The 16155-nt window shown below is 41.1% G+C and carries 11 protein-coding genes; 5 read left to right on the top strand and 6 right to left on the bottom strand.

Annotation, left to right across the window (positions count from 1 at the left end; genetic code table 11):
- Positions 1–44: 44 nt before the first annotated feature.
- From mnmG to K0625_RS20965, 3 genes are all read right to left on the bottom strand, one after another.
- Positions 45–1937: a tRNA uridine-5-carboxymethylaminomethyl(34) synthesis enzyme MnmG gene (gene mnmG / locus K0625_RS20975; protein WP_220111428.1), complete on the bottom strand. Its 1893-nt coding sequence runs from the start codon at positions 1935–1937 to the stop codon at positions 45–47.
- 459 nt (positions 1938–2396) lie between these two features.
- A complete protein-coding gene (gene mioC, locus K0625_RS20970) occupies positions 2397–2837 on the bottom strand; it encodes an FMN-binding protein MioC (RefSeq protein ID WP_220111427.1) in 441 nt (146 codons plus the stop codon).
- 323 nt (positions 2838–3160) lie between these two features.
- Positions 3161–3802: a LysE family translocator gene (locus tag K0625_RS20965; protein WP_220111426.1), complete on the bottom strand. Its 642-nt coding sequence runs from the start codon at positions 3800–3802 to the stop codon at positions 3161–3163.
- A 671-nt stretch (positions 3803–4473) separates the two neighbouring features.
- On the opposite strand from K0625_RS20965, the gene K0625_RS24725 reads away from it, so the two are divergent.
- The 3 genes from K0625_RS24725 (at position 4474) to K0625_RS20955 (ending at position 8022) form a co-directional block, all read left to right on the top strand.
- Entirely contained in the window at positions 4474–4605 is a 132-nt protein-coding gene (locus K0625_RS24725; protein ID WP_269902817.1) for a hypothetical protein, read from the top strand.
- 198 nt (positions 4606–4803) lie between these two features.
- Complete coding sequence (locus K0625_RS20960; RefSeq protein ID WP_220111425.1) at positions 4804–6168, top strand: alanine/glycine:cation symporter family protein; 1365 nt, start codon at positions 4804–4806, stop codon at positions 6166–6168.
- Positions 6169–6843: 675 nt separating this feature from the next.
- A complete protein-coding gene (locus tag K0625_RS20955) occupies positions 6844–8022 on the top strand; it encodes a winged helix-turn-helix domain-containing protein (RefSeq protein WP_220111424.1) in 1179 nt (392 codons plus the stop codon).
- Positions 8023–8417: 395 nt separating this feature from the next.
- On the opposite strand, the gene K0625_RS20950 is transcribed toward K0625_RS20955, so the two are convergent.
- Positions 8418–8606, bottom strand: coding sequence for a hypothetical protein (locus K0625_RS20950; protein WP_220111423.1), 189 nt, complete (start codon positions 8604–8606; stop codon positions 8418–8420).
- A 293-nt stretch (positions 8607–8899) separates the two neighbouring features.
- Positions 8900–12058: a DUF3427 domain-containing protein gene (locus K0625_RS20945; RefSeq protein ID WP_232847219.1), complete on the bottom strand. Its 3159-nt coding sequence runs from the start codon at positions 12056–12058 to the stop codon at positions 8900–8902.
- Between the two features lie 572 nt (positions 12059–12630).
- Here K0625_RS20945 and K0625_RS20940 point away from each other — a divergent pair.
- Positions 12631–13077, top strand: coding sequence for a DUF417 family protein (locus tag K0625_RS20940; RefSeq protein WP_220111422.1), 447 nt, complete (start codon positions 12631–12633; stop codon positions 13075–13077).
- A 544-nt stretch (positions 13078–13621) separates the two neighbouring features.
- Here K0625_RS20940 and K0625_RS20935 read toward each other — a convergent pair.
- Positions 13622–14731 carry a Fic family protein gene (locus tag K0625_RS20935; RefSeq protein ID WP_220111421.1) on the bottom strand — a complete coding sequence of 370 codons (1110 nt, stop codon included), beginning with the start codon at positions 14729–14731 and terminating at the stop codon, positions 13622–13624.
- Positions 14732–15360: 629 nt separating this feature from the next.
- Between K0625_RS20935 and K0625_RS20930 the strand changes: the two genes are divergently transcribed.
- Positions 15361–16125 carry a sulfotransferase family protein gene (locus K0625_RS20930; protein ID WP_220111420.1) on the top strand — a complete coding sequence of 255 codons (765 nt, stop codon included), beginning with the start codon at positions 15361–15363 and terminating at the stop codon, positions 16123–16125.
- Positions 16126–16155 lie beyond the last annotated feature (30 nt).

Here is a 16155-nt window from a genome sequence, read left to right as displayed (position 1 = left end):
GCTATTGGCTTCCCTTAACGGCATAATTGTAAAACAACTATTTTTTATGAGGCTTTTTTACGTAATAGGCCGCGACGTTTCAGGTGCACTAACAAAATAGAGATAGCTGCTGGTGTCATACCAGAGATCCTCGATGCCTGGCCTATGGTTTCAGGTTTATGGTCGTTAAGCTTAGCGATCACCTCGTTCGACAAACCTGGCACCTCTTGGTAATCAAGATCTAGAGGTAAACCTGTGGTCTCATGGCGGATCGCTTTATCGATCTCATCCTGTTGACGTTGGATATAGCCTGAATACTTAACCTGGATCTGCACCTGCTCAGCGGCGCGTGGATCATCAAGCCCAGGGCCGAAGCCTTCTAATGACATCAACTTAGGGTAATCCATCTCAGGACGACGCAGTAGATCTTCAAAAGAAGCTTCACGTGAAATCGGTGTATTAAGTTCAGGATTTAATACATCAATCAAAGGTGAATTAGGGTGAACCCATTGGCTACGTAGACGTTGCAATTCAAGCTCTATCGATTCACGCTTTTCACTAAATTTAGCCCAACGATCATCATCGACTAATCCAATTTCACGTCCCTTTTCAGTTAGACGTAGATCGGCATTATCTTCCCGTAACAGTAAACGGTATTCCGCACGGCTAGTGAACATACGGTATGGTTCTTTGGTTCCCAAGGTCGACAGGTCATCAACCAAAACCCCAAGGTACGCTTCATCACGGCGTGGACACCAGATCTCTTTGCCCTGAACCTGCAGTGATGCATTCATCCCCGCTAAAAGTCCTTGGGCTCCCGCTTCTTCATAACCGGTCGTGCCGTTGATCTGTCCTGCGAAGAAGAGACCATCGATAGATTTGGTCTCAAGCGAGTTCTTCAGATCCCTTGGATCGAAGTAATCATACTCGATCGCATAACCTGGGCGGATAATCTCAGCATTTTCCATCCCCTTGATTGAGCGAACAAGATTTAACTGTACATCGAAGGGTAAACTCGTAGAGATACCATTAGGGTAGATCTCATTGGTGTTTAAGCCTTCAGGTTCGATAAAGATCTGATGGGACGACTTATCGGCAAAACGGTGGATCTTATCTTCGATAGAGGGGCAGTAGCGCGGGCCAACACCTTCAATAACCCCTGAATACATTGGGCTTCTGTCTAGACCACCACGAATAATATCGTGAGTTTTCTCATTGGTATGAGTCACAAAGCATGAGATTTGCTTAGGATGTTGACTCACATCACCGATAAATGACATCACAGGTAGAGGCGTATCCCCTTTCTGCTCGGTCATCAGATCAAAATTAATGGTATTAGCATCGATTCTAGGTGGTGTGCCCGTTTTTAATCGACCAATGCGGATCGGCAATTCACGTAGACGATCAGCCAGTGTGATCGATGGTGGATCACCCGCTCGCCCACCACTGTAGTTCTGCATACCGATATGGATCTTACCACTGAGGAAAGTCCCTGCGGTCAACACCACAGCAGGTGCTTCAAATGCTAATCCCATTTGAGTTACAACGCCTGTCACTCGCCCGTTTTCAACAATCAAGTCATCTACGGCTTGCTGAAATAATCTAAGGTTAGGCTGGTTTTGTAGGATCTCTTGGATTTTTGCTCGATATAGGGCTCTATCAGCTTGAGCACGGGTGGCTCTCACCGCAGGTCCCTTGCTTGAGTTAAGAGTTCTGAATTGAATGCCAGCATAGTCAGTCGCAATTGCCATTGCACCGCCTAAGGCATCAATCTCTTTTACCAAGTGTCCCTTACCGATCCCGCCAATAGCTGGATTGCAAGACATCTGTCCTAAGGTGTCGATGTTATGCGTCAGCAGTAGAGTCTTAGAACCCATTCTTGCTGCGGCTAATGCTGCTTCAGTACCAGCATGACCACCACCGATAACAATGACATCGAACCTTTCATGAAAATGCATGAGTAAACCTTAAATTTAAACTTTAGTAGATAACGAACAAACTGTGAATTTGAGCCGAGTATTTTAGCACCTGAACAGACCTTGGTGAAAGATCAATTTCACTCTGGAGATCCACTGAAGATCTGCTTAATAGATCTTAAGATCTTTATATAGATCCTTTATTATGTTTACTATTAGGATCGCTGTTTTCTGTGGGTAATCCTTTTTTCTATTTAAAATCAACAGTTAATTGCGATCAGATCCTGTGATCTATTTAAGATCTAACTGACTTAAGCTTGGGGATAGATCGCCTACTTATCCACAAGGTGGATAAGTAGGCAGATCGGATGTGGATCAATACAGAGTTTGATCAGATCAAAATAATACCTTATCCACACATTTATCATTTTAGATCGTAATATGTGGATAAAGTAGATCTAATCTGTGAGTTGATCTTGGCTTTATACCTAAAAACAGATCTTATAGTCGATCTTGCCACTGAGATAACCAAGCAAGGGCTGGGTCTTCGGGGATCGTATCGTATTGAACATCGATCTGGATCTTATCCACATAAACTTGTGCACCGCAATCTTGCAGTGCTTGAGCTAATTTTTCCGGCCCTTCACAAAAAGTATCGTAGCTCGAATCTCCGATCGCGCAGATGGCAAATTTTGTCTTAGATAGATCTGGGTTTTTAGCGAAGATCTCGCTTAAAAATGGGGCTAAATTGTCGGGAAGATCGCCTGCTCCATGTGTTGAAGATACGATTAACCAGAGTGATTCTGTATCTAGATCTTGCAGTTTTGCTGCGATATGGAGCTGGTTTTCATGGCCTAATCCGCTTAATTGTGCGGCTATCTCATCGGCTACATATTCAGCATTACCTAAGGTTGTACCTATTAATATCTCTATTTTTGACATGGGAACTCTCATTTTGCGGCAATAAAGCAGCTGTTTATCGCCTTTTCTGTTCAATATTTGAGGTCATCATAAGGGAAAACAGAGCTAAGGTTGCTTTTTTAAAGGTAAATTTGGGAGTAAAAAGGTGTAAATAAGGCTAAAACGTTAGCCTTCGAGGCGTTAATCGACTCTTATCTAACATCTCACTCTCCTAAGTTATTACTTAAAAAGTACAGAGATTATATATGTATGAAACCCGAGCCGGTTCACTATTGTTTAGCGAGATATGATTAAAAGGAAGTTGAATTGAGAGGAGTAGGCAGGCCTTTGGCTCTGCCTATATATTAGCTCATGGTCTGTACTTGAGAGGCCAGTAACCAGATGGCTAAGGTGAAGAAGATCAGCCCCATAAACTTGTTTTGATTGGCTCTAAACTTCTTATTTTTCAGTAGCGGTTTACCTAAGCTACCCACCATGCCCACCAGCAAAAGATTAAACAGTAATCCCATCACATTTAGCAGTAGACCCAGTGCCAACATCTGTTCGCCTGAGCTGGCCGTTAACTCTGCCGACACGAATTGGGGTAGGAACAGCACAAAAAACAGCAGAGCCTTAGGGTTGAGCAGATTACTGAATACGGCGCGGCGATAGAGAATTTTGGCCAAATTATTGTCCTGAGCCACCTCTGGAGCATCAATAGGCCCAGCGCGCATGCAATCCCAGCCCATCTTTAATAGATAAGCGCCGCCTAATATGCGCAGAAGTTGCAGTGCCATTGGGTTCATGGCAATTAAGGCCGACACTCCCATTGCTGCTAACAGGGTGAGCAGTAATCCTGAGGTAGCATTACCAAGGCTGGCATAGAGGCCCACTTTTTTGCCATAACTAAGGCTTGAACTGGCGATCAACAACATGTCTGGGCCTGGGATCAAAAGTAGCGCTATAACGGTTGTGATATAGAGAGGGAGTAGAGCGAGATCGATCATCAAAAATGCACTGGTATTTAAAGAAGCGGGGATTCTACTCCTATTTGCTGTTTTTTACAGCGAGTTTTAATTCGACTGATTGATAAGTGCTCAAAAAGTGTCAAAAATGGGAATGATAGAAGATTTACCGATCTTTATTGTGATCGGTTTAGATTTAATTTGAATAGTTAAAGAGTTTTTTAAAACTTTTTAAAAGTCACTGCTACCTTAACTTGTGCCTCTTAAATCCACAGTGTGATGCATTGGTTTACCACTTTACTTGCCACTATCTTATAACTTGCGGTGATTGGATTAGCTAATTAAGGATGAGCTTATCTTGTTGTTTGACTTGATAGATGGAGTAAGAAAGGTTTTTAACTTGCTGTTTATCAATCTATTTATTTTAGTTTTTACTTATATTTTATTAAAGGAGTAGAAGCTAAGTAGAGAGTTAAACTGTGAGGTTTAAGAGCTAAAAGCGTAAAATGATCGAGTAGTTTATGCTTGTGATTAAGTCAAATAATTAGCTTAAAAAATGTTCAAAAAAATGACGTTCTAGCGAGTTTTTGACATATTTAAAAAGGGTCAATAATGGCAAAAACATGAATAAAATCGGCGAGATATTGACAGTGTTTTCTTCATAATTTGTCAGTTATATTTACTGTGTCAGAGTAAAATTATGAGTCGTTATTATGTTCCGCAACCTGTGTTATGCCATTATCTGTTACGCTATCTGGTTAACTTACCAAGACCTGTCTGCGTATTTAGATACGCCATCGGAAGAGGTGGCTCAGCTTGAGCAAGATCTAAGTGATAAGAGTTAAATGATAAGATCTAAACGATAATGGGTAGTGATTTTAACCTGTCACAGGAGTAAGTTTTAAGCTGGTATCCATAAGAGTCACTCTCTTCTTGATTGATTTCTGTTTTAATCCCGACTTCCTCTAACCACTTACTGTTTGTTAATTCATCTGTTTATCTATAGTTTGGGTTTATATCTTATAAAGCTACATTAGGTAACTATGATGTTAGCATCTATCTCAGCTGATTTTGCCAATCTTGCTTGGGGGCCACATATGTTGGTGCTCTTAGTGGGTGGCGGGCTCTTCTTTATTCTCTACTCTCGTTTTATTCCTTTTAGATATCTGGGTCATGCGGTGGCCATTGTCCGAGGTAAACATCCTGATGAGGGGGCTGTCGGCCATATCAGCCATGCTGGTGCACTCTCCAGTGCCATGGCGGGCACAGTGGGGATGGGCAATATTGGTAGTGTGGCGGTGGCGATAGTGGTGGGCGGCCCTGGGGCTATTTTCTGGATGTGGATCAGCGCCATTGTTGGTATGGCTACCAAATTTTTTACCTGTACTCTCGCCATTATGTATCGGGGCAAAGATGAAAATGGCCAAGTGCAGGGTGGGCCCATGTATATCATTACTCAGGGCCTAGGGAAAAAGTGGCACTTCTTGGCGGTCTTTTTCTGTGTGGTTGGCTTAGTGGGTAACTTCCCTCTGTTTAATACCAATCAGCTGGTTCAAATTCTCAAAGAGTGGCTGATCATCAAGCCGGGCTTTTATGGTGAGGAGCAACCCACTTTTTGGCTAGATCTTTCCATGGGAATTGTTGTTATGTTTCTCGTGGCAAGCGTGATCTTAGGGGGAATAAAGCGGATCGCCAGCGTGGCATCTAGTGTTGTGCCGACCATGATACTGCTTTATATGAGCTGCGCTTTTTATGTTATCGCCACCCATATTGAGGAGATCCCTGGGTATTTCAGTTTAATTGTGGAGCAAGCTTTCTCACTCAACTCTGTGGGTGGAGGCATACTGGGCACCATGTTGATCGGCATCCGCCGCGCTGCGTTCTCTAATGAAGCTGGAATAGGTACCGAAGTCATGGCACACGGCAGTGCCAAAACCAGTGAGCCGGTTAAAGAGGGCTTAGTCGCCATGTTGGGCCCTGCTATCGATACCTTGCTGGTTTGCAGCGCCACTGCGATGATTATATTGATCTCTGGCGTGTGGCAGACCACAGATGTATCCGGCGTTAGTCTATCTGCCAGAGCCTTTGAGTCGACCATGCCGGGAGTGGGACCTTATTTGCTGATCATCTGTGTGTTCTTCTTTAGTATCAGCACCATCTTTACCCAAGCCTTCTATGGCGGCCAATGTTTTAGTTTTCTGTTTGGAGCCAAGCGAGTGAAGTATTACCAGTACTTCTTTCTGCTGGCTATCTTGTTTGCCGCGACAGCGACCTTAGATGAGATAGTGAATATTATCGATGGTGCCTACGCCTTAATGGCGATACCCACTATGGTCTCGGCGTTATTGCTGGCACCTAAGGTGAAAGAGGCGGCAGATGATTACTTTGCTCGATTAAACAAAAGGTAATTTAGCTTCAGCGATGAAGTTATATTATCGTTTTTATTATCTCATCTTATTTGGATTTTAATACTTGGTCGATAGTTGTGAACCATGGCTTCATTGATGTTTACCGCCTCCAACGAGGCGTGTTAGTTTCGGCGATGAAGCTAATCATCGTTTTTACCATCTCATTCCCATTTGGTTTTTTGGTACTTGATTGATAGTTGGGAACCATAGCTTTATTGATGTTTATTGCTTGCAGCAGGCTCATGTGTAGGTAAGCTCTCGGGACGCTGTGAAGCCATCTGACTTACATGGATAGTAGGAAATGCAGAAAAATGTAGGGAACATTTTCTGCCATGGCCGCTTCACGAAAACCAATAACGTCCATGTTAAACGGCCAGTTCGATATCCCTATCTCTCGTTTGAAGAGTATTACTTCGTAATACCTCACCATGTTTTCGAGACCCTCGTTCCTACCTACACCTTATCTTTAAAAAGCTGTTTGTTTCTTCGATTTTGCTTTTCTCTGAAACTTCCGTTTTCTCCGTGGTAAAAAAGCTATTACGTATTGAAACATTATCTTAGGTTTAAGTTTATTCTACATAAGGTTATATTTTGATGACCGATGCTTTTTGGTGTTCTAAAGTCGTGCTTTTTCGACTTTGATATCAATAAATTTTAATTTATTGAAGGGGAATGATGTCGAGTCCATATTCAGCGAATGAGTGGCTACAGCTCAATCTGCAGCAGCAGGGCTTGCTTACACCTGCTGATTCAGTGAATAAAGCTGTAGAGCAGTTGAGTTATGTGCAGATAGACTCCATCAATGTGGTGGAACGTGCGCACCACCATGTACTCTTTAATCGAATTACTGACTATCAAACATCGATGTTGGACTCTGCCATGGCCAAGAGTGAGGTATTTGAATATTGGTCCCATGCCGCAGCTTATCTGCCAATTGAAGATTTCCGTTTTAGTCTGTGGCAGAAACAACAACTAAAGCAGGGCGGTAAGCACTGGTTTGAACCCGATCATAAGGTGCTGCGGGAGGTAAAAGCTAAAATTACAGCTGAAGGACCATTAAAAGCCAGCCATTTTGGCAATACTTCAAAAACTGCCACTACAGGTTGGTGGGATTGGAAACCTGCTAAGCGTGCGTTAGAGCAGTTGTTTATGCATGGCGATCTTATGGTGTTGCAGCGGGATAAGTTTCAAAAGGTTTATGATCTGACCGAGCGGGTTTTACCCTCTCATATTAATATGCAGCTGCCCGATGACACTGAATTTTCCCGCTACCTCATCTATCGTTATTTAACCGCCCATGGTTTCGGCACAGTGCAGCAGATGGTTTATCTGCGTAAAAAGATTAAACCTAGCCTAATAAAAACCCTTAATGAGCTGTGTTTAGCAGGCGAAGTAGCCCGCTTTACTGAGTCAGGATTAGAGTACTTCTATTTGCCCCAGCAACAAACATTAACTTCGGTACCAGATAGTGTTTGGCTGCTAAACCCCTTCGATAACTTAGTGATCCAAAGGCAGCGACTAAATCAGCTATTTGGCTTCAATTATCAAATAGAGGTTTACGTACCCGCTGCCAAGCGGCAATTTGGTTATTACTCATTACCAATACTCTGGCGAGATCGCTTTATTGGTCGAGTCGATGTTAAGGCAGAGCGAAAGCAAGGTGTGCTTTTATTGCAGAAACTCACCATAGAGGAGGGCGCTTTTAGCACTAGCGCAACTAGCTCTGAACTTGAGGAGTTTATCGCTACGTTTAGGTTAGCGGTTGATGAGTATGCCGCGTTTAACAAGTGTGATGAGTGGGAGTTGGTTGAAACCAATTTGTTTAGTGACTTGTTGGTTAACAAGGTGAGGTAGCTTTATCGATGAAGCTGTTTCATCGCTTTGAGTGTTCCACTACATTTTTGATATTTGATTGATTCTTGGTAAGCAAAGCTTTATTGGTGTTTATTGCCTCCAGCGGGGCCATGTGTAGATGCTTCTGCGAGACGCCGTAAATATATCCCTATAGGCTCTGCGATGAAATCTGACCTACAGGGATAGTAGGAAATGCCGAATAATGAAGGGAACATTATCGGCCTTGTCATCGAAGCTCGCAGCCGTATCTACACAGGTTGATAAGCCAGAGGTCTATTCTTCGATTTGGCTTTTTTATTTTTGTTTTGCTTTTCTCTGTGTTGTCTGTGGTGGGTAGCTTTATTTCTCTAAAACTCACTTTGCTTGGTGGTAAATCTAAGTGGTGTTTCTTCGATTTAGGTTATCTCTAGACAGATCATTGAGTTGTTGTATTTTTGATGACCGATTAGTGGTTTGTTAGCTTCAGCTTGTGCCGTAAGCCAATGTTGGGTTAGTTCGTTATTGTTGGTATTTTGCTCTTTATGGGCTTCTAAACACTCAATAGGATCTAAAGCATTTTGTTGGAAGTACTCAATCGCTAACATCAAACCTTCATTAATTAACCAATTTTTTTAGTGACTTGTTGGTTAACAAGTCACATAAGTAACTTTTCAAGTTAGGTTTTTATTCTTGGATATTTCTTATATTGGCTGGGTTAATAGTTAAGCATAATTTCATTGATGTTTATTGCTTGCAGCAGGCTTTATGTGTAGATGCTTCTATGACACGCCGCTAGTACAATCCCTGTAAGCTCTACCAAAGCATCCCTGCTTTGGAAGGTCATAGCTGCATCTACACCTTATCTCTAAAAAAACTGTGTGTTTCTTCGATTTAGGTTTTAACTATTTGCTAATTTTGCAGCATCTTTCCATAGATAACTGGGCATAGGCTCATGTAGTTCCCAAGTAATATTCATAGGTTGAGAGCCACTTGTTTCAATAAAGTTTACCCAACCTAAGTTCACAAACCCCATGGTATTTCCATTTTCGTCTTTATTGGATTCTCGTACCCATAACATAAGCCTTTTACCTATCTCTTTATGCTGAATATAGGTTAATCCTTTGCCACTTTCCGGCTTTGATGAGTTTTGAGATTGCCAGTGAAAGTGTGTAGGGCTCATCGCATAATCGTGATAGCGCGTAGTAGGTGAAAAATGTTGATCTGATTTTTGTAATGTGACAAATAATAGCTCTACGTTGAGATCTATTAAGTTGAATACTCCTTCACGGCTAACAGCTTGTTTTTCAAAGCTTGAACCGCCTAACCCTGCAATAATTTGCTCTCGAGTATAACGAGCATTGAGCTGTAATGGACAAGGGAAGTCTGTTTCAAATTTCTGAACTTGAGTGTCGTTAGTATCAAGTAAATAATTGATAACTTGTATTAACTCACATTGGTATTCAGGATGAGCAAGTGCGGCTAAGCTTTCAGATAAAGAGTCGAAATCTAGCTTGCTACCAGAACAGTTCCAAAAGTCATAGTGGCACATTAATGCCATTTTTTGCTCTATTGGATCGCCATTATCAATCCATGTGAAGTCATTCATTGCTAGCGAGCGTATAAACTTTAGGTAAGTTCGGGCATCACATCTCATTAAACTATTGCTAATTGCTTTGTGGTAATTTTCAGCTATTGGGGTTTGGTTTACTTTTTCAATTAGTTTTAGATCGCTTAACAGACGAGTCCAACCTCCTCCTTTTTTAGGTTTATTCTTATAAATATCAAGCAGCTGAATATTGGAGTAGAACTTTAAAAAGTTACTCAAAGTCAGTTTTTGAGTTGTATGATGCTGAAAATTTTGAAGATATGATTTTAGTTTTTGTTGATTTAATACTGCTTTCTTAATATTTTCTAAGATTATCTCTTTGGTTTTTTTCTGTAGTTCAATATGACAACCAAGTGGAAGATGGGGAAAGCCGTGTTCAATTTCTTTGCTTATGGATGTATGAGTTTTTCCTATCAATGCTCTGAACTTTTGTGAAAAATCATATTCTGCTCTCGCATTGCCAACAAAATCCAACACCGTGACACATTCTTTATCATCGTGATGACGCAAGCCACGTCCTAACTGCTGCAAGAATATCGTTAAACTCTCTGTTGGACGTAAAAATAGAAGAGTATCTATTTCTGGGATATCGACGCCTTCATTGAATATATCAATAACACAAAGGATGTTTATATCCCCTCGTTGCAAAGCTTGTCTTACTGAATGTCTTTCGGAAGAGTTTTGACTAGTAAGTACTGCACTTGGTATTCCTTTAAGGGAAAATTTTTCAGCCATATATCGAGCATGTTCTTGGTTGACACAAAAGGCTAAAGCTCGCATTTCTAATGGTTTTGCTACAAGTTCTTCGATATTCTGCAGTATTTTCTGTAGCCGTTGATCATTTTGGGTATAGAGTTGAGTTAGTTCGCTTGGGTTATAACGACCATTTTCCCATTTTACCTGTCTTAGATCGGTATTATCATCAATACCGAAATATTGGAAAGGACATAAATGCCTTAGATTTATAGCCTCAGGTAATCTGAGTTCAGCTGCTATTATTCCCCCAAAATCATCTAATATATTTTTACCATCATGACGCTCAGGTGTGGCGGTAAGCCCCAATAATATTTTTGGTGAAAAGTGATTGATGAATTTTCGGTAACTATCTGCTGATACATGATGGACTTCATCGATAACAATGAAATCATAATAATCTGAACTGAGGTTTATATTGTCTAGTTGATTATTAAAACTTTGAATTGATGCAAAAAGTTGATTATATGAATCTGGTTTATGTTGTCCTACCCACAACTCACCAAAATTCGATTTTTTTAGTACAGCTCTAAAGCTTTCTATTGCTTGTACTAATATTTCTTCTCTGTGTGCAATAAACAGAATTTTTGCTATAGGGTTCTTTAGATAGAAACGTTTAAAGTCAAAAGCTGATATCAGAGTTTTTCCAGTACCTGTAGCGGCTACTATTAGGTTTCTATTTCTATCATGTATATTCCGCTCAGCATCTAGTCTGTCTAGAATTTCAATTTGATGTTGATGAGGCGTTAAATCGAAAAATACCGTATTGGAGTGTTCTTTATCACCACTGCCTGCACTAAGCGAATGCTTTAATTTACTATTCGCTTTTTCTGAACCATCAAATATTTCAAATTCTGGTTGCTGCCAGTATGTCTCGAATGTACTGAATGTTTTCTCAATGATATGTGGAATTTCTTGATTGGTTATCTTCAAATTCCACTCTAATCCATTGGTTAGGGCCGAACGTGAGAGGTTTGATGAACCTATATAGCCAGTATGAAACCCTGAATCTCGCATAAATAGGTAAGATTTAGCATGCAGTCGTTCCTGGTTATGGTTATAGCTTAACTTTACTTCGGTGTTAGGTAGTTGGGCCAGCCACTGAACGGCTTTTAGATCCGTTGCCCCCATATAGGATGTCGTAATAATTTGAAATTTGTGTTTGTTATTGCTGGTAAAGGTTCGAAGTTCATCCATAAAAATTCTAAGACCAGTCCATTTGATGAATGAAACGATCCAACAGATTCTATTAGAGGATAGAATTTCACGCTTAATTTCACTTTCTAGTGAGATCCCTTGATTACTACCGCAGAATAACTCGCTTTGCGTGAGGCCTGTAAGAGGAGTTATTTTGTCTATATGTGAGGACAATTTAGCTGCTATAGGATCATGCTTATCGAAAATTGCCGTAAGCAGTTTTGCTGGTTGGGCTATTGTGAAATCGGATAAATCAAGATTATCGACTCTTTCTTGAAGCCAATAGATTAACTTGTTTGCTAGTTCTATCTGGGTTAATGGAGAGTCTTTGGTATTTTTTGATTCTGAGATAGCTAGATGAAAAACATGAACTAATGCACGAGTTAGCCAAAGCGTCTGCTCTGCTGTATCCATATTTCTCTCTGAAATAAAGAATTTATCTTTATCCAACTTATTGTTGATAACTTTCGTTATAAGCTGCTCATAAATACCTGTTTGCATTATAAAACTCAAATACGATTAGATTGATAGGAACTATGCCAGGTAAGTCATTTTTTGCAAGCAACAAGTAGCATCGATGAGACTCCTTTTATTTTTACTTTTGCATTTGTCTTATATCTTTCTACTCGCAGCGTAGTGTCTTAGTTGTGAGCCTGTGAACGTTCTTGAAGGGCTACGCCGCTCCTTTCTAATATCAAGATAAAAGTTATCCACCACGGAGAATACAGAGAACGCGGAGAAAAGCTAAATCGAAGAGATAACTGTGGCTTTACCAATAGGTGTAGATACGGCTGCGAGCTTCCAAAACAAGGATGTTTTGGCAGAGCCTATAGGGATATATTCACGGCGTCTCGCAGAAGTGTCTACACATACAGCGAACCGCAGGTTATAGATCAAAGTAAGATTTTGCTATTCCATAAACCTCAAAGTAAAAATGAAAGCCAAATGAAACCAAAAGCGAACTAAGAAAATATTTGATCAACTTGTTATTCGACAAGTTGAAAGATTTTTTTGATAACAGCTGTCTCATTCATTGCTACTTAATCGAAGTAGTGTCTTTGGGATTAAATACGATGAAAACAACAAATTTTGGCTATCTGTTTGGTGTGCTAGGTGTATCTTTGGTGTTGCTGTGGTTGGGCGTTTATAAGTTCACTGCTACTGAGGCTAAGTTGATTGAGCCCTTGATAGTGAACCACCCCTTGTTAAGTTGGGTTTACCAGCTGTTCTCTGTACAAACTGTTTCGAATCTTATTGGCTCGGTTGAAATTCTTGTAGGCATAGGCCTGCTGTTGGGATTTAAAAACGCGAAAGTCGGTTTGGTATCTGGGTTATCTGCGATGGGTATTTTTGTAGTGACACTCAGTTTTATGCTGACGACACCAGATACCTGGAAAGTCTCAGATGGAGTACTGATAACGAACTTCTTTCTGCTCAAAGATTGGGTGTTTCTTGCCATCGCAATCATGGTGGTTGAAACGAATAGAGGCGCATTAAAAGGTGCCCTTAGCGAACAATAGTGTATGCATTCATTAAATATATCTATTTGCCTCACTATATGAGGCGAATAAGCCCTCTAATTGCCTCATATCTGTAATTTGATCAGTAAATACTGGGTCGGTCATCAAAAATAGATCAACTTAACGGCCAAAGAGACAATCAAAGCTATCTACCACGGAGAACACAGAGAACGCGAAGAAAAGCTAAATCGAAGAGATAACTGTGGCTTTACCAGCAGGTGTTGATGTGGCTATAGCTTCCAAAGCAAGATGAGCTTTCACAGCATTAAAGCTATCACCACGGAGAACACGGAGCTCTCAGAGAAAAGCAAAATCGAAGAAGTGAGTCATGGCTCTACCAACAGGTGTAAGTGAGACTGAGACCTTATATTTCAAGGATGAAATAGTAGAGCGCCCATGGATGGGTTTATAGCGTGTTGAAGGATTACTTGCACGTAACCCCGCTGGAGGCGATAAACACCAATGAAGGTTTGATTATCTTTAATCCACCAAGTACTAAAACATCGAAATGAATCAAGAAACCTAACCAGAAAAGCTATTTACGTTACTTGCTAGCTAGCAAGTAACGGGTACTTCGTCCACCAGCATCCGTCCTAACCAAACACTTTTGTTCAACTAACTGGGCTAAATGACGTGTGGCTGTTGCACGGCTTACTTTAGCGACCTTTTGGTACTGGCTACTGCTAATTCCAAGCTCAAACTCACCGTCTAAAAGCCGATTAAGCACTTTGACTTGCTCAGTTGTCAGCTTTTTACCACTTAATGTCTGCTCGACTCGTTGCCAGTAGTTGGTTTTGGCCACCGTTTGCGCTATATCATCTAATGATTTTTGTAAACTCGCGTTGAGCGTATCTAAGAACCAGACAAGCCAGGTTGTGATATCGAGTTCACCTTTTTGGCTTGTTTCTAGCATCTCGTAATAGGCTTGGCGGCGCTCTAACACAGTAACAGACATGGCATAAAAACGGATTGACCTGTGTTCAGCTTGGGTTAGGGCTAAATCTGTAAGTAGTCGAGTAATACGGCCATTACCATCATCGAGAGGGTGCAAGGTCACAAACCATAGATGTGTTATTGCCGCACGAATTAAGGGATCTAGATCAGTATCGTGACGAGAATGATTAAACCAAGCAATAAACTGCTCAAGTTCACCATCGAGTATTGAGCGAGGAGGCGCTTCGAAGTGTACTTTGGGCTTATCTATACGGCCCGATACCACTTGCATTGGCTCCTCTCCCCGTAAGGTTCCACCTTGGATAGAGTTAAATAGACTATGGCCTTCAGGGAATAGTAGATGATGCCAGTTTAGTATTCGCGTTAAGGTTAACTCTGATTGCCAATTTTGTAATGCATCTAAGGTCATCTCTGCCAGGCCATCAGTTTGCACTGTGGTGGGGAATGGCTTTTTGTCACTGACACCAAGTTTATTGGCTAAGGATGAGCGTACCGAGAAGGCATTGAGCTTTTCACCTTCAATAGCGCTTGAATGTATGATGTTCGCCAAAAGCGTATCGAGTGTGATTTGGGCTGAAGGGTCTTGATCTAACTTGCCAAGAAGTAGACCTTGATTGAAGTTAATCTGACGCAGTAACTGCGAGATTTTGCCGTTATCCCAACGAAAATTAGGCCAATCAGTCTGCTGCCAAATCCACATATCTATCGCCTTGAGTCGAATACACACTTTATTCTACTCACTATATGAGTCGAATAACAAGTTATTTGCCTCATATAGTGAGGCAAACAGGGATCCTAATTGCCTCATCACGACTGTTTGTTTGCGTAAAGCTTGTCTGAGTATTTGCAAAAAATCTGAGTCGGTCATCAAAAATAGATCAACTTAACGGCTAAAGAGACAATCAAAAGCAACCCACCACGGAGAACACGAAGAAAAGCCAAATCGAAGAGACATAAGTGGCTCTACCAACAGGTGTAGATACGGCTACGAGCTTCCAAAACAAGGATGTTTTGGTAGAGCCTATAGGGATATATTCACGGCGTCTCGTAGAAGTGTCTACACATAGCCCCGCTGGAGGCGATTAACACCAATAAGGTTATGGTTTCCAATTATCGACTAAGTATAAAAAACCAAATTAGATTAAATGGTTAAAGCGATGAAATAGCTTCATCGTTGAAGCTAACAAACTTCAAAGTAAAAATGACAGCCAGATGAAACTAAAACCTAACACAGAAAGTTATTTGCCAAACTTGTTAACCGACAAGGTTCCTCAATCTAGTGTTACAATCCATCCACCGCTGGCTAACACCTGCTAAAAAGCCAAATCTATGACCGAAACCAGTAAATCAACAACAAACACTACTGCAAACCCAACATCTAACCATAAAAAGATGACTAAGGCCTTCATCATAGGCCTACCAAGATCGGGTACAACAAGCGTCAGCGTGGCACTGCTTGAGCAGGGTTTTAAAGTGGCACATCAGGGATTCACTAAGCAGACCTTTGAGTTGGCGGATATCGTGTCTGATGCTCCCTGTTTCAGTGATTACAAGCAGTTAGCTAGGTTATATCCACAAGCTAAATTCATCTATCTCGATAGAGAGCTTGAGGCTTGGGTGCCATCGATGCAGATGCTATTAAGCCGTATGTTGCCCCATCTAGACAGGAAAACTGGGCGCTTTCATCCCATCTTAAAGCGTAGTTTTAGCCACAGTTTCGGTGTAGGCGAGGTGAGAGAGCCTATGGATGGACAACATTTAGTTGAGTGTTATCAGCGCCATAAGAGAGAGGTATTTGAGTTTTTCAGCCCAGCAGAGCAGCATCAAGATAACTTGATGAGTATAAATATCAGTGAAGAGGGAAGTTTGTCTAAGTTACTCAATTTTTTAAGTTTTGATAGTGAACAAAACGCTTCTGAGATGAACTCTTCACATCTAAGCCCTTCACACCAGAGCTCTCCACATCTAAACTTTCCACATTTAAATAGGGGCCGAAACGTGGCCAGCTGGGATGAGTATAAACATGGGAATAAGATCAGCAGTAATGCCGCAGGCCCTGAAAATCGTAAGTTTTTTGACTATAAATTAGTTTGATTTAATCAGGTTTAGTATTGGTTCAAATTT

It is taken from the genome of Shewanella nanhaiensis (assembly GCF_019457885.1).
GTDB classification, from domain to species: domain Bacteria; phylum Pseudomonadota; class Gammaproteobacteria; order Enterobacterales; family Shewanellaceae; genus Shewanella; species Shewanella nanhaiensis.
The sequence above is the reverse complement of the archived record's forward strand: the minus strand, read 5'-3'. Positions and strand labels throughout refer to the sequence as shown.